Origin of the sequence: Xenorhabdus anantnagensis (assembly GCF_028598555.1) — a bacterium.
Classification (GTDB): Bacteria; Pseudomonadota; Gammaproteobacteria; order Enterobacterales; family Enterobacteriaceae; genus Xenorhabdus; species Xenorhabdus anantnagensis.
Genome location: NZ_JAQRFN010000009.1, coordinates 151,198 through 172,157, shown reverse-complemented (window position 1 = coordinate 172,157; position 20,960 = coordinate 151,198). Strand labels below are relative to the sequence as shown.

At 42.8% G+C, this 20,960-nt stretch carries 19 protein-coding genes and 1 pseudogene; 9 read left to right on the top strand and 11 right to left on the bottom strand.

Annotated elements, in window-relative coordinates; genetic code table 11:
- Positions 1 to 884: 884 nt before the first annotated feature.
- The 5 genes from pyrB to rtcR all read right to left on the bottom strand — a co-directional run bounded on the left by pyrB (position 885) and on the right by rtcR (position 5,404).
- Complete coding sequence (gene pyrB, locus PSI14_RS09360; RefSeq protein WP_273575653.1) at positions 885 to 1,826, bottom strand: aspartate carbamoyltransferase; 942 nt, start codon at positions 1,824 to 1,826, stop codon at positions 885 to 887.
- Between the two features lie 24 nt (positions 1,827 to 1,850).
- Positions 1,851 to 2,042, bottom strand: a complete 192-nt coding sequence (locus PSI14_RS09355) for a hypothetical protein (RefSeq protein WP_273575652.1) — start codon at positions 2,040 to 2,042, stop codon at positions 1,851 to 1,853.
- 82 nt (positions 2,043 to 2,124) lie between these two features.
- The gene (locus PSI14_RS09350; protein ID WP_273575651.1) at positions 2,125 to 2,553 is read right to left on the bottom strand and encodes a carboxymuconolactone decarboxylase family protein; all 429 of its coding nucleotides are present in this window, start codon (positions 2,551 to 2,553) and stop codon (positions 2,125 to 2,127) included.
- 270 nt (positions 2,554 to 2,823) lie between these two features.
- Complete coding sequence (rnz, locus tag PSI14_RS09345; RefSeq protein WP_273575650.1) at positions 2,824 to 3,741, bottom strand: ribonuclease Z; 918 nt, start codon at positions 3,739 to 3,741, stop codon at positions 2,824 to 2,826.
- An 82-nt stretch (positions 3,742 to 3,823) separates the two neighbouring features.
- A complete protein-coding gene (rtcR, locus tag PSI14_RS09340) occupies positions 3,824 to 5,404 on the bottom strand; it encodes an RNA repair transcriptional activator RtcR (protein WP_273575649.1) in 1,581 nt (526 codons plus the stop codon).
- 264 nt (positions 5,405 to 5,668) lie between these two features.
- On the opposite strand from rtcR, the gene PSI14_RS09335 reads away from it, so the two are divergent.
- From PSI14_RS09335 to PSI14_RS09320, 4 genes are read left to right on the top strand one after another with little or no spacing between them, the layout of a single operon-like run.
- Positions 5,669 to 6,895, top strand: coding sequence for an RtcB family protein (locus PSI14_RS09335; RefSeq protein WP_273575661.1), 1,227 nt, complete (start codon positions 5,669 to 5,671; stop codon positions 6,893 to 6,895).
- 27 nt (positions 6,896 to 6,922) lie between these two features.
- Positions 6,923 to 7,129, top strand: coding sequence for a DNA polymerase beta superfamily protein (locus tag PSI14_RS09330; RefSeq protein ID WP_273575648.1), 207 nt, complete (start codon positions 6,923 to 6,925; stop codon positions 7,127 to 7,129).
- A 39-nt stretch (positions 7,130 to 7,168) separates the two neighbouring features.
- Positions 7,169 to 7,714, top strand: coding sequence for an RNA 2'-phosphotransferase (locus tag PSI14_RS09325; RefSeq protein ID WP_273575647.1), 546 nt, complete (start codon positions 7,169 to 7,171; stop codon positions 7,712 to 7,714).
- 47 nt (positions 7,715 to 7,761) lie between these two features.
- The gene (locus PSI14_RS09320; RefSeq protein WP_273575646.1) at positions 7,762 to 8,385 is read left to right on the top strand and encodes a LysE family translocator; all 624 of its coding nucleotides are present in this window, start codon (positions 7,762 to 7,764) and stop codon (positions 8,383 to 8,385) included.
- A 194-nt stretch (positions 8,386 to 8,579) separates the two neighbouring features.
- On the opposite strand, the gene PSI14_RS09315 is transcribed toward PSI14_RS09320, so the two are convergent.
- The 3 genes and pseudogenes from PSI14_RS09315 to PSI14_RS09305 all read right to left on the bottom strand — a co-directional run.
- Entirely contained in the window at positions 8,580 to 9,578 is a 999-nt protein-coding gene (locus tag PSI14_RS09315) for a D-cysteine desulfhydrase (protein ID WP_273575645.1), read from the bottom strand.
- 22 nt (positions 9,579 to 9,600) lie between these two features.
- Positions 9,601 to 11,025 (bottom strand): Na+/H+ antiporter NhaC family protein, encoded by a 1,425-nt coding sequence (locus PSI14_RS09310; protein WP_273575644.1) that lies wholly within the window; start codon positions 11,023 to 11,025, stop codon positions 9,601 to 9,603.
- 124 nt (positions 11,026 to 11,149) lie between these two features.
- Positions 11,150 to 12,007 (bottom strand): annotated as a pseudogene (locus PSI14_RS09305) (LysR family transcriptional regulator ArgP); the annotation flags it as partial.
- Between the two features lie 437 nt (positions 12,008 to 12,444).
- Here PSI14_RS09305 and argG point away from each other — a divergent pair.
- The 4 genes from argG to PSI14_RS09285 all read left to right on the top strand — a co-directional run bounded on the left by argG (position 12,445) and on the right by PSI14_RS09285 (position 16,766).
- Positions 12,445 to 13,677, top strand: a complete 1,233-nt coding sequence (gene argG / locus PSI14_RS09300; protein ID WP_273575643.1) for an argininosuccinate synthase — start codon at positions 12,445 to 12,447, stop codon at positions 13,675 to 13,677.
- Between the two features lie 140 nt (positions 13,678 to 13,817).
- Positions 13,818 to 14,396: a formyltransferase family protein gene (locus tag PSI14_RS09295; protein ID WP_273575642.1), complete on the top strand. Its 579-nt coding sequence runs from the start codon at positions 13,818 to 13,820 to the stop codon at positions 14,394 to 14,396.
- A gap of 9 nt (positions 14,397 to 14,405) precedes the next feature.
- Positions 14,406 to 15,881, top strand: a complete 1,476-nt coding sequence (gene argH / locus PSI14_RS09290) for an argininosuccinate lyase (protein ID WP_273575641.1) — start codon at positions 14,406 to 14,408, stop codon at positions 15,879 to 15,881.
- 156 nt (positions 15,882 to 16,037) lie between these two features.
- Positions 16,038 to 16,766 (top strand): LysE/ArgO family amino acid transporter, encoded by a 729-nt coding sequence (locus PSI14_RS09285; protein ID WP_273575640.1) that lies wholly within the window; start codon positions 16,038 to 16,040, stop codon positions 16,764 to 16,766.
- Between the two features lie 162 nt (positions 16,767 to 16,928).
- Here the strand turns inward: PSI14_RS09285 and argF are convergent, their stop codons facing one another.
- On the bottom strand, positions 16,929 to 17,942 hold the full coding sequence (gene argF / locus PSI14_RS09280; RefSeq protein WP_273575639.1) for an ornithine carbamoyltransferase: 1,014 nt from the start codon (positions 17,940 to 17,942) through the stop codon (positions 16,929 to 16,931).
- A 232-nt stretch (positions 17,943 to 18,174) separates the two neighbouring features.
- Between argF and rraB the strand changes: the two genes are divergently transcribed.
- Positions 18,175 to 18,597 (top strand): ribonuclease E inhibitor RraB, encoded by a 423-nt coding sequence (gene rraB, locus PSI14_RS09275; RefSeq protein ID WP_273575638.1) that lies wholly within the window; start codon positions 18,175 to 18,177, stop codon positions 18,595 to 18,597.
- Positions 18,598 to 18,711: 114 nt separating this feature from the next.
- Here rraB and PSI14_RS09270 read toward each other — a convergent pair whose 3' ends face one another.
- Together PSI14_RS09270 and PSI14_RS09265 are read right to left on the bottom strand one after the other, a co-directional pair.
- Complete coding sequence (locus tag PSI14_RS09270) at positions 18,712 to 19,215, bottom strand: GNAT family N-acetyltransferase (RefSeq protein ID WP_273575637.1); 504 nt, start codon at positions 19,213 to 19,215, stop codon at positions 18,712 to 18,714.
- Between the two features lie 204 nt (positions 19,216 to 19,419).
- Positions 19,420 to 20,955, bottom strand: coding sequence for an aminotransferase class V-fold PLP-dependent enzyme (locus PSI14_RS09265; protein ID WP_273575636.1), 1,536 nt, complete (start codon positions 20,953 to 20,955; stop codon positions 19,420 to 19,422).
- Positions 20,956 to 20,960 lie beyond the last annotated feature (5 nt).

Below are 20,960 nucleotides of genomic sequence, written 5' to 3'. Positions count from 1 at the left end.
GTTTAACAGGTGCCCCAAGTTATTGAACACCCGTTGTTTGTTACCTGCTGATTTCTCACCTATACGCTCAAGTTTTGTTAACCATGATAGTCCGTCGTTGCTGTGTACGGTCATTGTTGCCCTCTTACGTTCGATCTGTCTGCCAGCCCTTCGCTCCACGGTCATTACTCGCTTCATTACTACTATGGCTGACTCCGACTTCCGGAAAGCCATTTCTGTGGCCTTGTGTTTGGCACTTGTGCCACAGATACCCAGTTCCTCAGGGAACCCTCCGGATCTCCTGTGTTCCGTCATTCATCTCTGCAAACTCGCTGACGCCTGCGCCCCCGGTGGTTGGTTTCCTTTGGCAAATTTGCCAGTATGGCCTCCGGTAACCTGTTGCCTGCCAGATGCTCCAACCTGTCGGCTCCCACAATTAGTTCAATTTCGGGGGTATCGCGTTCACCCTTTGGTTTCGGCTCGAATGCTTCGCTGTCTACGCTTCACCCTCCAAGTTACCCAGGACGGCGCAAGACTCGCTATCCGGTGGCACTGGCTATGCCTTCCGGAGCAGGACTTTCACCTGCAAGACAAATGCAGCTTTTCACAGCGCACGGGACATTTGAACAGAAACTTACAGGTTTCACCCTCGCGGTTCCTTCTCAAACCCTAAATTCCTGTAAAAAATTCACTTCGAGTTAAAATAAGAAAAGCACTTCCAATACATATATATTTGAAATTAATTATTGGAATCTTAATTTTTTCTGTTTGTTATATTTATTAATGTGACAGGAAACTTAGATAAGTAATGATTAGGTGAAATAAATAAATTTTTTCTTGAGGAAAATAATATTATGACTAAGGCGTAACTTCCTCAATCATAATATTAATGGCTGTTTATTCTTTTAGTGAGCTATGACAACATCTTCATTCAATACCAGCGACAACAATGCCTGACGGGCAAAAATGCCATTCCCTGCTTGCTGGAAATAATAAGCATATGGTGTTTTATCAACATCTACCGTGATTTCATCAATACGTGGCAGCGGATGCAGCACTTTCAGGTTCTCTTTGACATTCACCAGATCCGCCGCACGCAGAACAAACTGAGCCTTGATATTGGCATATTCTGAAGGATCAAGACGCTCTTTCTGGACACGGGTCATATACAGAATATCCAGTTCAGGCAGGATATCTTCAAAATTATGGTGAAGGCTGTAACTTACCTGTTTTTCTTCCAGCATATGCAGGATATAGCTTGGCATCGCCAATGCATCTGGAGCGATAAAACAGAAATGGTTGCCATTAAATTTTGCCAGTGCTTGTGTCAGCGAATGGACGGTACGGCCATATTTCAAATCACCGACCATGGCGATTTTCAGGTTTTCCAGTCTGCCCTGAGTTTCCTGAATGGTGAACAGATCCAGCAAAGTCTGGGTCGGATGTTGGTTTGCACCATCGCCGGCGTTAATAATTGGGATATGACCGGAGAACTCAGAAGCCAGTCGTGCCGCCCCTTCCTGTGGATGACGCATGACGATAGCATCGGCATATTGGCTGATGATAGAAATAGTGTCAGCCAGAGTTTCTCCCTTTTTACCCAATGAGGTATTGCTACTGTCAGCAAAGCCAACAACGGAAGCGCCGAGTCGCTGAATAGCGGTTTCAAAAGAGAGACGGGTGCGCGTTGAAGCTTCAAAAAAGCAACTCGCAATCACCTTGTGTTTCAGTAACTCAGTCTGTGGATTGGCTTTCAATGCAGCGGCCGTCTGCAATACCAGTTCCAGATCTGCGCGGTTCAGATCATTAATTGAAATGATATGTTTGCGATATAACGGGTTAGCCATGTTTACGTTCCTCTTTTATGACTTCTAGCCTTGGACTCGGCAGGCAAAAAAAAGCCCCTCAATTGAGGGGCTTTTAAATGTTCGGTTAAGCAATGGGAAAAACAATGCGCTTACGCTGCCAGCAGACAGTGTTTTGTTAGCTTGATGTTTTTTAACAGCCTTTACGGCGCAATCTTTCATGTTTTCTCCCAGCAAATCGTCGCGCATTATACTCACGATAGCATTCACCGCAAGGCTTACGGGAAGAAATTTCTGTTTTAATTAAATGCCAGACTTAGCGGCCGGAATAATGATGTGATTATTCGTCTCGATCACCCAAACTAACAGCCATTCTATTGAAAGCATTCATGAGGGAAATAGCTGCGGTTAGATCAACAATCTCTTTTTCTGTAAAAACAGCATCAAGACGTTCTTTTATTTTATCCAGTGTGCTCTGCTTAAGATTGGTTGTTAAGGCTTCGCACCATTCTAATGCCAGTTTCTCTTTTGGGTTGTAGATATTGGAATTGAACCACGCAGGCAATTTATCCAGTTTTACTTGTTCTATGTCATGATCTTTGCGGATTGCTTCAGCATGAAGATGGCAACAATAAGCACAGCCATTTATTTGGGATACCCGTGTTTCCACCAATAAAATAAGTTCTTGATCCAGTTCAGAAGCATGGATTTCTTCGTAGCTTTTATATAACGGGTTAATAATGCTAGGTGAAACTTTTGCGTAATTCATTATTATCTCTCTGGAATTTTTATTTTTGTTGAAGGATGCCAACTATAAATAGGTAATGTAAAAATAGTTCTGCCAGAATGCTTTTGAGAGGTATTTCTCGGAAAATAACAGAAAATATTATATATCAGAATTTATACTGATATTTATACAGATATCACGTTTATCTCCTTCATTTTTCAAGTTACCGCTTTGTTAGCTATGCGGCAACTTGAAATCTGTTACTTGAAGCCTACTGGGCCATCCCCTTCTTCTTTATTTTCTTGTGAGAAGTTATTTAACTTTAAATACCGCAAAATCTTCGGCCAGATCGGTATTTGGGAATATTTCCCGGCATTCCGCCAATAATCGCGGGCAATCTTCGAGGCTATAGCGTCCGCTGATATGTGTGGCGATAAAGTGTTTTACCTTGGCATCACGTGCGAGTGTTGCGGCTTGCTTGGTGGTGGAGTGTCCGCGCTCATTGGCTTTTGCTGCAAATGCATCTTCCAGCGTAGTTTCATGTACCATCACATCAACATTGGCAGCCAGTTTCAGTGCTTCCTGAGTCGGTTCGGTATCCCCGAAAATGGCCAGTGACTTACCACGAATTGGTGTACCTAAATAATCTTGACCACAAATTGTACGACCGTCTTCCAGTGTCACCGTTCCGCCTTGTTTTAAAGTCTGCATCCAAGGCCCACGGGGAATACCATCCTGATTCAGTTTTTGCGCATCAAGTGGGCCGGGTTTATCGTGTTCTTCAATGCGATAACCATAGCATTCCACTCGATGATTCAGGGCATAAGCCGTGACTTTGAATTCACCGTCATCAAACAGTTGTCCGGGCTGGACTTCAATGATTTCCAGCGGATAGGTCAGGAAAGAGCAGCTTAGTTGCAATGTGGTTTCCACAAACTGACGTATGCCGGTTGGCCCGTATAAAGTGAGGGGATCGGTGGAACCGCCCATTGAACGGCTACACAATAATCCGGGCAAACCGAAGATATGATCACCATGCAGGTGAGTAATAAAGATTTTCTCCAGTTTGGGTATCTTGATGGGAGAATGGAGGATTTGGTGTTGGGTTCCCTCTCCGCAATCAAACATCCACAGTGCGTTGCGGATACTCTGTAAGTCGAGGATCAGACTGGTGACATTGCGCTCTTTTGTAGGAATGCCTGCACTGGTGCCTAAAAATTTCAGTTCCATCTTGTTGTTCTCTTAACTGTTGTTATTCTAATGAGGCTCTAATGAGGTTCTAATGAGGTTCTAATGAGGTTCTAATATAGCTCTAATAATGTTGAATACTCTCCCAATCCAGACCGAATCGGGCAAGGTACTTGCGTAATCTGTCGGCATCATTGGGCTGTTTTTTCTGTTGGCGGGAAACAGCAAATAACTTGCGGCCAGCTTCCGATAAGCTGCTGGAGCCACGGCATATTTTAACCACTGTTTCTAGTTGTTGGCGGTCAAACAGATCGATTTTGGATAGATGCTTTGGCAGTAGGGATACGTATTCTTCTCCGTGCCAATTTTGCTTGAGCCGCGAGATTTCTTCTTCAACTAACTGTTGGTTGATGCGCCCATTTTCGGCGAATGTCGCCATTCGTGCGACGGAAGCACTGAGTTCGCGAAAATTTCCTCGCCACTGAGCTTGTTCTGAACAGGCAAAATGCAGGTAAATTTGCCGCGCTTCTTTATCAAAGCGAACTTGCGTTTGCTGCATTTGTGCATAGCGAGCAAGTTCATAATCTATGTTCGGCTCGATATCTTCGTGACGTTGTGCCAGACCGGGCAATTGATAAGTCCACATATTGATGCGGGCATACAGATCTTCGCGGAATTTCCCCTGAGCGACCCAATCTCGCAGATCACGGTGTGTACCGGCAATTAATTGAAAATCACTGCGTATTTCCTTATCCGATCCATAAGGCAGGAAATTCTTTTCTTCAATGGCTTTCAGTAGCATCGCTTGCTCGTCCAATCCCAATTCTGCCACTTCGTCAAGAAACAGAATACCTCCATCGGCTTCACGAAGTAGTCCGCTTCGTGGCTGAATGGCTCCTGTAAATGCCCCTTTGACGTGTCCAAACAGGGTAGACATCGCGTTATCACCGCGCAGGGTGGCACAGTTCACCTCTACAAACCGTCCTTCAATTAAATGACGTGATTGCCGTAACTGATAGATCCGGCGGGCGAGAAAGGACTTACCCGCACCAGTCGGCCCTGTCAGCAAAATTGGTGCAGTGGAGCGCAAAGCGACACGTTCCACTTGATCGATCAAGCGGTTGAAATTGGTATTGCGTGTGGCGATACCCGATTTCAAGAATGCCACCTGTTCCTGTTGTTCCCGCTGGAAGCGGCTGGTCAGGGTAGTATAGCGGCTGAGATCTAAATCGATAATCGTATAAACGCCGGCGGGATGACTCTCAGTTTCCTCATTTTTTTTGGGCGATGTCTGGAGCAGTTGGGCAGGCAGGTAACGGGCTTCGGTCAGTAAGAACCAGCAGATTTGCGCAACGTGAGTACCAGTTGTGATATGTATCAGGTACTCTTCGTTTTCAATGTCGAAAGGATAACGAACAGCAAAATCCAACAGAGTGGTATAAACCTCTTCAAAATCCCACGGATCTTCAATCTGGATCTCGTTCAACACCACTTTGGTCTGCGGTGAAACTTGAGCAATATCCTCTTTAACTCTCTCCGCCAAAACGTAGTCATTGGTTTGATAGAGCAATTCCAGCTTATCAATCGGCAACTCAGGCTGTTGGCACATGCCAATGGTGGGGCGCCATTTTGTCCAGCGATTAGCCGTCTTACCCCGTCTATCTAATTTTGTACCCAAAATACCAATGACAACTCTGCGTTTCATTATCTTCTCTACATTTTTTTATCTGAACTTATAAACAGCGATATAAAAAGATAAGGAATTTGAACTGCAAAAACAATCACCAAAAACAGTCTAAAATAAAAACAGTTATTTTTCAGATACATAAAAAATATTTCTGTTTTTTCCAAAGTTGGCACGCAATTGGCAATAACTAGAGTGTCAACACACTGAAATAGCATGGGTGCTAAACGGGCTGGTAAAAATTAAAGGGGAGCAATTATGACAACAACAATGACAACAACTGAAATGACAACCAACGCTTATAACTTATTGACGCAAGAGAATAGTGCGCCGATAAAAATGTGGACGAACGGAGTACCGGTTGATCCCAAAGCCATTACCCAATTGCAGAACACGGCCAAGATGCCTTTTATTTTCAAACATCTGGCGGTAATGCCGGATGTCCATGTCGGTAAAGGTTCCACCATTGGTAGCGTGATCCCGACACACGGCGCCATTATCCCGGCTGCGGTTGGAGTGGATATAGGTTGTGGAATGATTGCAGTGCGTACTTCGCTGATGGCATCTGATTTACCGGATAGCCTGTTGAATATCCGTCATGCCATCGAAGCGGCTGTGCCGCATGGACGTACCGTAAACCGCGGAGGCCGCGATAAAGGTTCTTGGTATAAAGCGCCAGAGATTGTGGATCAACATTGGGCGACATTGGCGGATGGGTTTAAGCGTATTACCGATAAATACCCGAAACTATTGAACACCAATAACCATCAGCATTTAGGAACACTGGGAACGGGGAACCATTTTATCGAGTTGTGCCTTGATGAAGCAGATCGCGTTTGGGTGATGCTGCATAGTGGTTCCCGTGGTGTGGGTAATGCCATCGGTAATTTATTTATCACACTGGCGCAGAAAGATATGCAACAGCATATCACTAACCTGCCAGATCGCGATTTAGCGTATTTCGAGGAAGGAAGCTGTTATTTTGACGATTATATGGAGGCGGTAGGTTGGGCACAGGATTACGCTCGCCAGAATCGAGAAGTGATGATGCATCGAGTGCTTGAGGCGTTGTCACGTGAGATCCCCAAACCCTTTACGACACAGCAGGAAGCCGTGAACTGCCATCATAACTATGTACAGCGTGAGCAGCATTACGGTGAAGAAGTTTTGGTAACACGTAAAGGTGCGGTATCTGCCCGTAAAGGTCAGATGGGGATCATTCCCGGTTCAATGGGAGCGAAAAGCTACATTATTCGCGGTCTTGGCAACGAAGAGAGTTTTTGTTCGTGCAGTCACGGTGCCGGTCGAGTGATGAGCCGTACCGAGGCGAAAAAACGCTTCACCGTGAGCGATCAAAAACGTGCAACTGCCCATGTGGAATGCCGTAAAGACAGCGATGTGATCGATGAAATTCCGATGGCGTACAAAGATATTGATGCTGTGATGGAAGCGCAGTCATCGCTGGTGGAAATTGTGCATACCTTGCGTCAGGTGGTGTGCGTAAAAGGATAAGAATCAAAAAATAGGAAAATGGAAGAAGTGAAAAGGGAAATAGAAATTGATGATCTGCTGCGAATTAAACGGGCAGCAAATGAAGCAGAATATGGCCCGCGTAAACCGAGGATTCATGCTTTTATTGAGTCGGAATTAGATGAAGCTATGGCACAATGTGAACTTAAGGATAAATGCGAACGCAATCATGAATTATTGGATAATTATTTAAAGTGTTGGGTGATGAAACACTGAGTTAACAAATATAAGGAATTCAAATCAACAGGTAAAAACATGGATCAAATAGATACTAAAATCAGTAAGTTTTTAAGTTATGTATTGCGTCACCAGCCGGAATCCATTGGCTTGGTCTTGGATAATGAAGGCTGGGCAGATATCGGCGCATTGATAAAATGTGCTGCCAAGTATGGTAAGCGATTGAATTATGCGCTGATAGAGAAAATTGTCGATACCAATGACAAAAAACGGTTTGCTATTTCAGCGGATCAGAAACGCATCAGGGCAGTACAGGGGCATTCAGCTCAGCAGGTGGATATTCATTATCAAGAGAAAATTCCTCCTGCAATTTTGTACCACGGTACAGCCACCCGTTTTTTGGATTCTATTTTTAAACAGGGATTGGTGGCCGGAACACGGCACTACGTGCATTTATCGGCGGATGAATCCACAGCGACTAAAGTGGGGCAGCGTCACGGTAAGGCGATTATCCTGAAAATTGAAGCTCAGTTGATGTATGAACAGGGCTTTGAATTTCATCAGGCAGATAACGGTGTTTGGTTAATAAAATCTGTGCCATTTGAATATATGAGTGTCATTTAGATTTTTGTTAATCTTTTTTAACCTTGGTTTTATTTTCGGAGATAAACATGACAGTGATGGATTCCCTGCTCGCGTTCACTATGGCAGCGACGTTGCTCACTTTGACCCCTGGCCTTGATACAGCGTTGATTCTGAGAACGGCAACGGCAGAAGGCGGTAAAAAAGCCTTTCAAGCCGCCCTTGGTATTAATGCGGGATGTTTTATCTGGGGAGCAATGGTGGCATTTGGCCTTGGCACATTGATTGCGGTATCAGAGCTGGCATTCAACATCTTAAAATGGTGTGGCGCCGTGTATTTATGCTGGCTGGGAATTCAAATGATCTGGCACCCTAAAAAGGATCTTGGAGGAGAGACCTCCTCCTCTGTAAAAAGCCATAATTGGTTTATCAGAGGTATGTTGGGGAATGTTCTTAATCCGAAAATGGGCGTGTTTTATGTTTCATTCCTGCCTCAGTTTATTCCCCAAGGGCATTCTCCTATTTTATGGACATTCAGCTTAGTGGCAATCCATGTCTTGCTTGGCACATTGTGGTCATTGTTACTGATTTATGCCACCCGCCCCCTTTCTCATATATTACGCCGTGAAAATGTCATTAAGTGGATGAATCGCGCGACAGGCGGGTTGTTTTTGCTTTTTGCGTTTAAATTGGTGATGAGTAATCGACGATGATTTTGTTAATCTCAGGTTAAAAGCCAATCAATAAACTGGGAAACTATATCATTTCAAGCCTTTCTATAAGTATATTTCTTATAAAGAAAACCAATTACAGTTGTAATATCAGAATGGACAACCGAATCGCCATAAATGTCATCATTTTTGCGCTACGTATCGGTTGTCAACTAGCATGAATAGTTATTTATAAATTAATTGCTTACGGCGTCAATTCCAGAATAGGAAAATAATGCAGGAGCCCCACCTGTATGCACAAAGAGCAATGGTTTCCGACTTTCAATGGTATTATTCAATACACTATCAATTAATCCGGCCATCGCTTTTCCGGTATAGACAGGATCTAATAAAATCCCCTCTTTTTGTGCCAATAGCGTAATGGCGTCTGACCCTTTTTTATTCGGCATACCATACATAGGAGCGAAATAATTGTCCCATAAAAGGATATCCGGGCAGGTTGTTGTTTGGCCTAAGAGTGAACTGATTTCTTGCTGCAATTGGCTGACTTTTGGCTCTTGCTCGGCTGTAACACGCGAGACGGTAACGCCAATAACAGGTGTTTGTGGTAGGGTGGCGTGTAACCCGATAGCCAACCCTGCATGTGTGCCTGCGCTTCCAGAAGCAACAATAACGGCGGCAAACTCCACATCTTTTGGACGCTGCTCGGCAATTTCTAATGCACAACGCACATAACCCAATGAACCAAGGGCATTAGAGCCGCCGACGGGAACAATATAAGCATCTTCGAGATTGAGTTGATCAACCAATTCCTTCATTTGCATATTTGGATCGGTTAATCCATCACACATAACGCATTGAGTGTTAAATAATTCTGTCAGTAATTTATTGCCATTATTCAGAAAATTACTATCGTGGTTTTGAATTGGATTTTCTAATAAAGAGACGCATTTTAGACCATATTTCGCCGCAATAGCCGCTGTTTGCCGTACATGATTTGATTGAATTGCCCCAGCGGTGACAATAACTTTAGCTTTTTTTTGTAATGCATCAGCAATAAGATATTCCAATTTACGTAATTTATTCCCACCCATCGCCAGAGGAGTTAAATCATCTCTCTTGATATAAACATCGCGCCCTAAATAGTGGGATAAATTCTCCAATTTATCCATCATAGTTATAGTTTTTAGTAAATCAATGCGGGCAAATTTTGCTAAATTTTCTTTTAAAGACATATTATCCTCAGCGGATTGTAAATTAATAAGTAAAGCCTAAATAGAAATAGATAACGAGGGCGAAGCTTGCAGTAACCAATGCATATGGCATTTGAGTCCGGATATGTTCAATATGGTCACAATCTGTTGCCATTGATGCAACGATAGCATCGCTGGAAATTGGCGACGTCATATCACCAAAAATAGAACCAGCAATTGCAGCTCCAATCATATACTCAGGAGGCATACCAACTGAAATACCCAGCTGTACCCCAATGGGGATCATAATTGCGAATGTCCCCCATGAAGTGCCCGTTGCTAATGACATGATGGAACTAATCAGGAAAATAAAACCGATGGAAAAACCTGCTGGAATGATACCAGAAGTAATTTGTGCAATATAAGCACCGGTATTTAAATCAGCGGAAACGCTACCCATTAAGAATGCCAATACCATGACAGAGCTTATTTTTATCATGCTGGCATAACCAATATAAAGCTCTTTAAAAAAGGTTTCGATGGTTAAAACGCGGCGTAATAAGAACCAGAAAAAAGAGACAGTGGTTCCAAATATAACACTCCAATAGATAGAGGTTGAGCCGCTGCCCTTACTAAAATCACCATTACCTGTGATATAGAGGGCAATAGGGAGCATGAATACCGTCGATAAAATAGGAATAAAAAAGTTTAATGAAGTATGGCAGTTAGGGTGTTCAATAACATCATCACTCTCTTCACTGGGCTTTTCTTCAATATCACTATTTAAAAGTTCATGTAAGGCTCGCATTTCTGCGGTTTTCATTGGTCCCCAAGAAACATTAGAAAAAATATAAAACAAGACAGAAGCCAGCGATAACCAAGCCATAATATTATAAACCATAGAACCCGCCAAGATATCAAATGGCTCACCGCTGATTAACCCCCTGGAAATCTGTACACCGATGACGCCCATCATTGCGGCACCCCAACCATTAATCATGGCAGAAGAACAAACAGAAACACAGGATGTTTGAATAATGTAAGACATTTTTTCTGGTGGGATACCGTAATTTTTGGCTAATTTCTTTGTTGATGCCCCAGCAATTAATTGGTTAATTGAGCTTTCAATAAAAATTAAGGATGTAATGATCATTGCCAAAAATTGAACAGATTTTTTATTTTCAATAAGTTGCGTCTTATCTGTTAGTAAACGAACTAAGGATCGTACACCACCTGTAACAACCACAAGCCGCATTATTCCACCAATCATCAATATAAAGATGATGGTTTTTGTATTGCCTGAGGAGGAAAAGGTATCAATAATACCTTCAATAGTTCCTTGTATACCTAAAATAACATGATGGTCATTAATGACAGTAAAGCCGACTAATATACCGAGTAGTAGAGATAAAATAACCTGACGTGTAAATATAGCTAAAATAATTGTGACAACAGGGGTAATGATGGTCCAAATACCGTAATCATTCATTTTTTAATCACCTTGTTTTTGTTATTTTTTATATAATTATGCCAATATTTCCAGAAGTGCATGGTGTCGCGTCATAGATAAAGACATTTAACATTGACTGCATAGGTTTGAGTTCAGGTGGAGTCTACTCCTGATGAAGCGATTTCTTGGCTTCTGAAATTAACGTATTGGTAAGCTTGCTCAACAGGCCTGATTGTGCGGACCAATAATGCCAATATAGTGCAATATCGGTAAAGCGCCCTGGCAGTAAGTCAACCAGTTCATTACGTTCAATCAGGTCTTTGGTCTGAAAATCTGGAATCATTCCATAACCGACTCCCAATTGAACAGCTTTATAGAAAGCATCTGTACCTGGTATGTAGTGGCAAATGCAGGACTCCTGTTGTATGAGAAAATGTTCAGCAAGGAAATTCTGTTGCAGTAGATCTTTTTTATTGAAGACCAATAGAGGTGCTTTGGTCAAAGCGCTTCTATTGACACCATCTTTAAACCATTTCTTCACAAATGCTCTGGATGCGAGCAATCGATACCTTATTGAACCGAGCCTTACGGAAGAGCAACCTTTTATGGTGTTACTTCTGGATGACAAGGCACCTAAAGCATTGCCGGATTCCAACGGCATATGGGTGAAATCTTGATCGTCGACAATTATTTCGATTTTTACTCTTTCACTCGAAAGGTAACAGGAAATAGCAGGCAGCAACCAACCAGCAAGAGAATCGTTGTTGACTGATATAGTAAAACTAGCCCACTTGTTACCATAGAAATGGGTTTTGAAATCCTCATTCAAAGCATGAAGTTTTGTCAAATATTGGACAAGCTTAAAGCCTTCGGATGTATATGTGCAAGGATGCTCACGCCTTACAATAGGGACACCTACTTCTGCCTCCAAGGATTTGATCCGCTGTGATATTGCAGATGGAGTAATATTGAGTTTTTTGGCTGCCTGCTCGAAACTACCTGTCTCGATGATAGCCAGTAGTGCATCTGTTTTTTTTTATCGAACATTATGATTTAAAAAAAGATTTTAACACTAGTACTGTATACCCTATGCCTTACAGGTGAGTCAATCATGAGTTCTTTTGGATATGTAATATAATATATTGATCTCTTCCTTAAATTAACATCAAATTGCCCCGATCCCCCCCTATTGCTCAGACTTTTATTCTAAAGATTGCCGTTGAAGTGATTGATAAACGGGGTGAATCTTTGATCTATCCTAGTATGAGTTTGATCGAGACCAAAAGCAGTGAACTTCCGCTTTACATTGGTGCTGTTTGTGAAAAGAAGCAAGAATCGATCCTCAGAAACGCTAATGTAAAAATTTTCATCGGAGTTTAATTTTCCTTAATAAAGTGTACTTCTAGATTTTACAGACATATTTTTATCGTCACCGATTCAGAAAGAAAGGGTGATGAAATGGATATTAATCATATTCAGGGGAAAAAAATTGCATTTGCTGCTTCTGGAGGACTAGATAGTTGCACCATCACACATTGGTTATCGAGGAAGGGCGTTGAAGTTGTCTGTTTTACCGCGGATCTTGGTCAGCCTGACGAGGCAAACTTTGACGAAATAAAAGAACGAATGCTGAAGTCCGGTGCGTCGGAATTTGTCGCAGTAGATCTCAAAAATGAAATGGCTGAAATGGGGCTGGCAGTCGTTCAGGCCAATGCAAAATATGAGGGGAACTATTGGAATCTGACTGGTGCTGCTCGTCAGGTCATCATGAAAGGGTTATTGCCTAAAATCAAAGAACACGGTATCACCATCTTCAGTCATGGTGCTACAGGCCGCGGTAATGACCAAGTTAGATTCCAGATCATTGGTGCCATGCTTGACCCGACCCTTGAATTTTATGCCGCTTGGCGTGATCAGGAATTCCTGAATGAATTTAAGGGACGCAAGGAAATGTTGGCGTATTGCGATAGCCATAACATTCCGATCAAAGCTTCAGCAGATAAACCTTATTCCACTGATGCGAACTTGCTGGGCCTCACACATGAAGGTGGTTTGCTCGAACATCTTGAAACGCGGATGAAATTTGTTGAGCCAGGAATTGGTCAGTGGCCGGAACACGCAGAATCTATCCCCGAACAGTTTTCCATCACTTTCAATAATGGCAGGCCCACTCATGTCAATGGACAGAAAATGAGTCTGGTCGATATTTTTGAATACTTCAACCTCAACGGAGGAAGACACGGGATTGGTATTGCTGAAAACCTTGTCGAGAACCGATTCGTGGGTGTGAAATCACGAGGTGTCTATGAGTCACCTGCCATGGTGATCCTTTCCTATACCTATCAGCAGTTGCTCCAGCAGATTCTGGACAGAAGAGCTGTTCAGTTTTATCAAAACACTGGCACTTACTTGGGCGGTCAGTTGTACCAAGGGTATTGGCTCGACCTCGGCTCTCGAATGGCGCGGAAAGCGGTGGAAGAACTCACCAGCTTAGTCAGTGGGGATGTGATCTTTGAAGCATACCGAGGAAATCTCAGTTACATCTCCAGTAAGAATGTTAAGCATGGGCTTTATACCAATGAAGGCTCAATGGAGGCGGAAGGGCAATTTGATCACAAGGATTCTGAAGGACTTCTCAACATTCTGACGATATCTGCCCGCACTGCTTCTCTATCAGGGCAAATTGAGTAGCTGTATATATTAAATAGCTATGCATATTAAAAAACTATGCATATTAAATAACTATATATATTAAATAACTATATATATTAAATAACTACACATATTAAATAACTACACATATTAAATAACTACATATGGAGGATACATAAGTGAGCAGCGATGAAGTCTTGTTCATTGGTGATAATTCTGTGTGGTCGCGGCTTGCGGTTAGTTACTTGAAAGATTGTAATTTCAATGTCACTTCTGTTTTTTGGGATTATGGTACAGACGACTCGCAAGCCAGAGCCATTGTTCAGCAGTGGGAGGGGGACTGGATATTGTCATTCAAATCCGATTTCATATTGGATTCTGATGTAATCACTAAAGCTAAAAAGGGATCTATAAACTTCCATCCCGCTCCGGTTCGGTACAGAGGCATTGGTGGTTACCAATACGCGATAGACAATAAAGATACCCATTTCGGTGTTACCTGCCACTACATTGATAGCCAGATAGATCACGGAAAGATCATAAAGGTTATCGAGTTCGGAATCATATCAGGTGAGACTCCAGAATCGCTGATGAGCCGAACAGCAGTTTACGCACTTAGCTTGTTTCATGAAATTTCAGCACGGATAAGGAATGCTCAAGAGATACCTCATGTAAATACCCAATGGCTCAGTAAACTTTATACAAGAGCACAGCTTTCCACTTATCTGTCATGCCGTAAAAAACAATCAACAGTATAGGAAACTGTTATGCCAACTAAACTTTGGGCGGGTGTATTCAACAAAGATGTCGACGCCGAAGTGCTCGACTATACAGAAACCACAAAAATAGATGCCAGACTTGTCCATTATGATATATGGGGGAGTATGGCGCACCTGATCATGCTGCATGAACAAGGAATTGTCGCTCATGATGCGGCATCGGCTATTGCCAGTTCTCTTCTTGAACTGCATTATGAAAATGAACAAAATCCGCTCGAACTGAATCCGCAATACGAAGATGTTCATCTGAATATCGAAACATTGATCACTCAGAAAATTGGCCCCGAATTTGGTGGTCGGTTGCATACTGCACGCTCAAGGAACGATCAGGTTGTTACTGATACACGTATGTATTGCCGTGAAGAGATCCTCAATATTGCAGAAACACTCGTTTTATTTATTGACGACCTTCTGCAACTTGCCGATGAAACAAATGGTAAGTTAGCTGTGGGTTACACTCACCTCCAGCCAGCTCAACCGATCAACTTAGCCTTCTGGTACAGCGCTTATGCGAGCATGTTTTTGCGTGACGTTGAAAGGCTGAGAGACTCGTTCCGTTATACGAATGTCAATGTCTTGGGCGCTTGTGCTTTGGCGGGGACTTCTTTCAATATAAACAGGGCGTTAACAACGCAGTTGCTGGGTTTCGACAGCATTCTTTACCACAGTCTGGATGCAACCAGTTCACGAGATTTCGTGAGTCATACCATTTCATCTTTCGCGATTATCATGAGTAACCTCTCACGTCTTGCAGAGGAAGTCGTCGTTTGGAGTAGCCATGAGTTCGGGCTGCTGACTGTGGATGATGCATTCGCTACCGGTAGCTCAATCATGCCGCAGAAAAAGAATCCAGTGGTCGGTGAATTGGTTAAAGGAAAAGTCGGTCGCGTTTATGGTGCACTAATGCAGATCTTGACTATCAACAAAGGCATTACGCTTGGCTACAACTGTGACTTGCAGGAAGACAAGCCCATGCTATGGGACGCCATTGATACCGTCAAGTCGTCAGTCAGTATTAGTCATCGGCAGATGACTACATCGATCTATCAATCTGAGCGGGCAACCGAGCTGTGTTGGAAAAATTTCTCTACAGTTACGGAACTGGCGAACATGCTTGTTACTAATAAGAATATTCCCTTCAGAGACGCTCACAAGATAAGTGGTACGTTAGTTCGTAAGTTAACAGAAATCCAGTCTGATCTAAGGAACTTCGACTATATTCAAAAATACTTGGCTGAAAACTCGATAACTCTGAGTCTTTCTGAAATACGTGAATGTGTATCGCCAGACAAAGTAATTAGCCGTCAGTCAAGCAGTGGTGGCACCTCACCCAAGGCTGTCAGCGACATGATTACCGATATGCGTAACAGCTTATCACAGCACAAACTCTGGATTGATGAATCAAGGCAAAAACTCAAACTCGCTTTGAGTACAGTAAGGTCAAGGCTTCAAAAACTCTCGTAATTCGAATATCTGTCCCGATTCGGCTAATGTGCTTGATTGGACATAGGCTTGATGACAAGGAGTGTTTTATTGGTTCATACAAGGGAACTGAGTATCTGAACGATTATCACCTGAAGGTCATCACAGGCCTCTGTTTTAATTTACAGCAGGTTTGTGATGGCAGCTTTATCATCGGCTGTTCAGAAATCCCTTCCGGTGCGATCTATTATATTTAATAACATATTTCATAAGATATTTAATAAAATGACTCTCTTTCCTGATGTTCTAATCAGTTCCTTTTTAATAGGCCTCGGCCTGATCATTGCTATTGGCGCACAAAACATTTTTATAATAAAGATTGGGTTGCAAAAGAAGAATGTGTTTCTTGCTGCAACCACCGCAGCCACGTGTGATACGTTATTGATAGCACTTGGTACTGTTTTTATGAGTAGCTTGGTACAGCTAGTGCCGATGGCCTTATCGATCGCGAAATGGGCAGGCATTGCGTTCCTGTTGTTTTACAGCTTTAGCTCCTTATTCAATGCATTAAGAACGCATCCGAAAGGCTGGAGTGTTCATGAAGGTCATGCTGACTCTGTATCAAAACTGAGTAAGGGAGTACTGATCCCCACTTTGGCATTTTCTTTATTGAACCCACATGTTTACTTAGATACTTTTCTGATCTTGGGAAATTTAGGCTCCCGGCTTTCTCCGGCTGCACAACTCAGTTTTATTATTGGGGCAGGTTCAGCCTCTTATTTTTGGTTCTATCTGACAGGGTTCGCCTCAAAATTATCTTCGCGACTCTTCCAGAAGGAAATAACCGTACGAATCTTTGATTTTTTTGTTGCCCTTGCAATGCTTCTGATCGCATATGGAATATATAATGTTCAACCGCCACAATAATCCTTGTTAGGCTTTTGCCTGCTAATAGCCGATAACTACATCATTCATTCACGAAAGGATGGGGAGCGGTCAATAACTGACTTATTCCCCATTCGAGAAGTTATGGTTAGCCTTTAATGAAACGATGATGCGTAATCATTGTTGCTGTTATATGTGGCAGAATTACAAATCCAGATCTTCCACCAGCGTAGCCACCATCACCGCCTTAATGGTATGCATTCGGTTTTCGGCCTGATCAAACACAATACTGTGTTTTGATTCAAACACTTCGTTAGTGACTTCCAGCCCACCATATAAATCAAATTCTTCTGCCAGTTGCTTACCGAGCGTCGTTTCTTCATCGTGAAAAGCAGGCAGACAATGCAAGAATTTTACTTCTGGATTTCCCGTCAGTTTCACAACATCCATATTGACCTGATAGGGTTTCAGCAAGGCAATCCGCTCTTGCCAGACCGACTTCGGTTCTCCCATTGATACCCAAACATCGGTATATAAAAAATCAGCCTCTTTTACACCTTGTGCAATATCTTCTGTCAGAGTGATCTGGCCGCCAGTTTTCTCTGCCTGTTTTTGGCATTCTGCAACTAAGCTTTCATCAGGCCAGCACGCTTTTGGCGCGATCAAACGGAGATCCATACCCGTCAATGCAGCAGCTTCCAGCATTGTATTGCCCATGTTATTGCGTGCATCGCCCAAATAAGCAAATGTGATCTCAGACAGTGGTTTTGGACTGTGTTCCTGCATCGTCAGTAAATCAGCCAAAAGTTGGGTTGGGTGGAATTCATCAGTTAGGCCATTCCACACCGGAACACCAGCGTGTTGCGCCAGCGTTTCGACAATTTGCTGACCATATCCACGGTATTGGATGCCATCATACAAACGCCCAAGTACCCGTGCGGTGTCCTTGATGGATTCTTTATGCCCGATCTGACTGCCATTTGAGCCTAAATAGGTAACGTTGGCACCTTGATCATAGGCTGCGACTTCAAATGCACAGCGTGTTCGGGTGGAGTCTTTTTCAAAGATCAGGGCAATATTTTTCCCCGTGAGTAAGGGAGACTCGGAACCTGATTTTTTATTCGCTTTTAATTCATGAGCCAGAGCTAAAAGAGTATGAATTTCTATTGGAGTGATATCCAGTAATCTTAGGAACGATCGCTTAAAAAAAGGGTTCATTATGCATTGTCTCCATCAGTGCAATATTGAATTTATATTCACTATATATCGATAAAAAATTCAATTACAAGCCCCGCGCTCGGTGTTTGTAAGAGTAAAGGTATTAAGACTGGTTATGAATCAGTCGCTTACGGTTTGCATTCCTCTTAAACAAAATTGGATAGATATATCCTTTGCAAAGAAAAGATGGGAGAATGCAAAACAAGACAGCCAACTGACGGAGGGGATTGGCATGGCAGACCCACATGCTTTAGAAGAACAACGTGAAGAAACCCGCTTGATCATCGAAGAATTATTGGAAGATGGCAGCGATCCTGAAGCGCTTTATATTATTGAACACCACTTTTCGGCAGAAGACTTTGACCAACTGGAAAAAGCTGCTCTTGAAGCGTTTAAGTTAGGTTATGAAGTCACGGATGCCGAAGAGCTGGAAACAGAAGATCGTGTTGTTTTGATGTGTTGTGATGTGATCAGCGAAAGCCGTTTGGAGGCTGAATTGATCAATGTACAGGTTGAACAGCTGATGAATCTGGCTGAAAAGATCGGTATAAATTACGACGGCTGGGGAACATACTTTGAAGATCCGAATGCGTCAGATGAAGACGACGAAGGCGATCTCTTTCCCCCGGAAGAAGATGAACCCAAACTTCATTAACGTTTTTTGAAGATAATGAAAGTCTTTGAAGATAATGACAGCTATTTTGAAAATAGCGTCAAAACCAAATGCCCCACTTAACTCGTGGGGCTGGTTTATTGATGATCATTGGCGTTATAGCGCTTTGATCATCCTGACTTCACAGTCGCTGTGGCCTGTATTGCCAAGTGGTTCATCAAGATAGCTGAACCCCAGCTTTTCATACAGGGTAATGGCCGCTTTCAAGTTCTCCGTCGTTTCCAGATAACAGCGTTTAAAACCTTGCTCTGTACCGAATTCGAGAGATTGCTTCACGATTTGCTTGGCTACACCTTTTCCCCGCAGTACCGATGAAAGGTACATTTTTTGTAGTTCGCAGGTATTACCATCCCCACCAGCCAGCGGAGCAACACCGCCGCCACCAACAACTTCGCCATCCATCTCAACAACCCAATAAGCGCTGCGTGGCTGGTTGTAAACTTCGTACAGCGTATCCAGAATCGGATCAGCAACGGCAAAACCTTTGTCTGCGGTTAAACCATGCTCGGCGGATACCTCACGGATAATAGCAGCAATGCCAGAGTTGTCTTGTTGGGTGATGGGGCGAATAACGTAGTTGTGTGTTGTTTTTGCTGTCATTATTTCCTCTTTATATTTTTATTGATGGAGGTGTAAATAATACAATATGGAATATATTGGGTTAACTCATAATTAATCAGATAACTATGAGAGTGATCCCACAGCAGGTTACCGACAGAAGTGATTTTCATCACCAAAAGCACTGTAATATGAAAGCGTAGGCATTCACCAAGTAGGATAAGATAATGTTATTTACCATAACAACTAACCATTTAATATATTGGCAATTTTCTCATTACTGACATGTGACTTGCTTTTTAACAGGATATTCTTAGCTGATTTCATGGATTCTTCAAGAGATTCTGGTCGGATATTCCGTTGTTGGTGAAAGATCCCCAGATGATCAAGAGAAACGGTCAGTTGAGGTTGGTATTGTTGGTATAACCAAACACCTTTGTCATTGTGGTAATGATACTGCTTTGCTAACCAGTGCCCATCGCGAGCGATGAGTGAAACAGCCTCCAGAATGTAATTAATTGTGGATTGTTCCAGCAGATAATGCAGATTTAGCCGTACCCAGCCAGGACGGGCAAGGTTGTTTCCCTGTGCTAATTTTTCTTGGATATTCCGACTATCGTCTCGGTTGATATCCAGTAACTGGTGGGCATAAGGTCCCGCACAAGAACAACCGCCTCTGGCCTGAATTCCGAATAAGTCATTTAGCATGGCAACAACCACACCATAGTGTAGTCCTTTAATATTAAATGAGAAGATGGCTAGTCTGGGAAGGGAAGGGTTACCCATTAACTCGAAATTGGGAAGATTCCTCCAATATAAAAGTGCTTGTTCAACCAGATCTTTTTCCTGTTTTTCAATATAGTCTAGACCAATTTGTTGTTGGATTTTAAATACCAGCCCCGCACGAATTGATTCAATGATGGCAGGAGTGCCACCTTCTTCACGACGTTCGATATTGTCGACATACTGATGGGTTGATGCATTTACATAAGATACGGTGCCACCGCCGTTAAGACCGGGGGTAGTCTGGCTAAAACAATTATTCTTAATCACCAACAAGCCCGGTGTACCAGGACCACCTAGAAACTTATGAGGTGAAATAAATATGGCATCCATTGGAATTGCCTGTAAGTCAATGGACATATAGGGTGCAGCGGCTGCAAAATCCCAACATGATAGTGCACCAAAGCTTTTGAGTAGAGTAAAGATTCCAGCAATATCTGTTTTAATCCCTGTGACATTAGAAGCAGCAGAGAAAGATCCGACTTTGAGAGGAACATGTTGATATTTGACCAGTTGCGTTTTTAGTTCCTTTTGATCCAGTACACCTTCTTGAGTGAGTGGAATACGAACCAATTCTACATCCGCTTCTCGCCAAGGCAGGTCGTTGGAGTGGTGCTCATAACCACCTATGAAAACAACAGGTTTTTGTTCCTGATAGCTAGGAATATCCAGCATATGAATAAAGCGGTTAATGGCACTGGTTGCTCCTGAGCCAGTGAAAATAATGTGATATGCCTGAGTGGCGTTTAGAGCTTGGCGGATAATGTGACGGCTTTGCTCACGCAGATATGTTGTTTGGAGCCCGGTGATTGAGGTCTCGGTATGTGTGTTTCCGTAGAAGGGCATTACTTGTTGCTGAATAAACTGCTCGATAAAACTGAGGCTTCGTCCGGAAGCCGTATAATCTGCATAGATCAATGGCTTGATACCAAACGGGGTTTTAATGGGCCAGCACTCTCCGATGATCGACTGGCGGATAAGCTCCATACTTAATGGCATTGTTC

Excerpts from the sequence above, each read along its gene's own strand:
- pyrB (WP_273575653.1), bottom strand. The coding sequence starts at position 1,826 with ATGGCTAACCCGTTATATCGCAAACATATCATTTCAATTAATGATCTG.
- PSI14_RS09350 (WP_273575651.1), bottom strand. The coding sequence starts at position 2,553 with ATGAATTACGCAAAAGTTTCACCTAGCATTATTAACCCGTTATATAAA.
- rnz (WP_273575650.1), bottom strand. The coding sequence starts at position 3,741 with ATGGAACTGAAATTTTTAGGCACCAGTGCAGGCATTCCTACAAAAGAG.
- rtcR (WP_273575649.1), bottom strand. The coding sequence starts at position 5,404 with ATGAAACGCAGAGTTGTCATTGGTATTTTGGGTACAAAATTAGATAGA.
- PSI14_RS09335 (WP_273575661.1), top strand. The coding sequence starts at position 5,669 with ATGACAACCAACGCTTATAACTTATTGACGCAAGAGAATAGTGCGCCG.
- PSI14_RS09325 (WP_273575647.1), top strand. The coding sequence starts at position 7,169 with ATGGATCAAATAGATACTAAAATCAGTAAGTTTTTAAGTTATGTATTG.
- PSI14_RS09320 (WP_273575646.1), top strand. The coding sequence starts at position 7,762 with ATGACAGTGATGGATTCCCTGCTCGCGTTCACTATGGCAGCGACGTTG.
- PSI14_RS09315 (WP_273575645.1), bottom strand. The coding sequence starts at position 9,578 with ATGTCTTTAAAAGAAAATTTAGCAAAATTTGCCCGCATTGATTTACTA.
- PSI14_RS09310 (WP_273575644.1), bottom strand. The coding sequence starts at position 11,025 with ATGAATGATTACGGTATTTGGACCATCATTACCCCTGTTGTCACAATT.
- argG (WP_273575643.1), top strand. The coding sequence starts at position 12,445 with ATGGATATTAATCATATTCAGGGGAAAAAAATTGCATTTGCTGCTTCT.
- argH (WP_273575641.1), top strand. The coding sequence starts at position 14,406 with ATGCCAACTAAACTTTGGGCGGGTGTATTCAACAAAGATGTCGACGCC.
- PSI14_RS09285 (WP_273575640.1), top strand. The coding sequence starts at position 16,038 with ATGGCAGCTTTATCATCGGCTGTTCAGAAATCCCTTCCGGTGCGATCT.
- argF (WP_273575639.1), bottom strand. The coding sequence starts at position 17,942 with ATGAACCCTTTTTTTAAGCGATCGTTCCTAAGATTACTGGATATCACT.
- rraB (WP_273575638.1), top strand. The coding sequence starts at position 18,175 with ATGGCAGACCCACATGCTTTAGAAGAACAACGTGAAGAAACCCGCTTG.
- PSI14_RS09270 (WP_273575637.1), bottom strand. The coding sequence starts at position 19,215 with ATGACAGCAAAAACAACACACAACTACGTTATTCGCCCCATCACCCAA.
- PSI14_RS09265 (WP_273575636.1), bottom strand. The coding sequence starts at position 20,955 with ATGCCATTAAGTATGGAGCTTATCCGCCAGTCGATCATCGGAGAGTGC.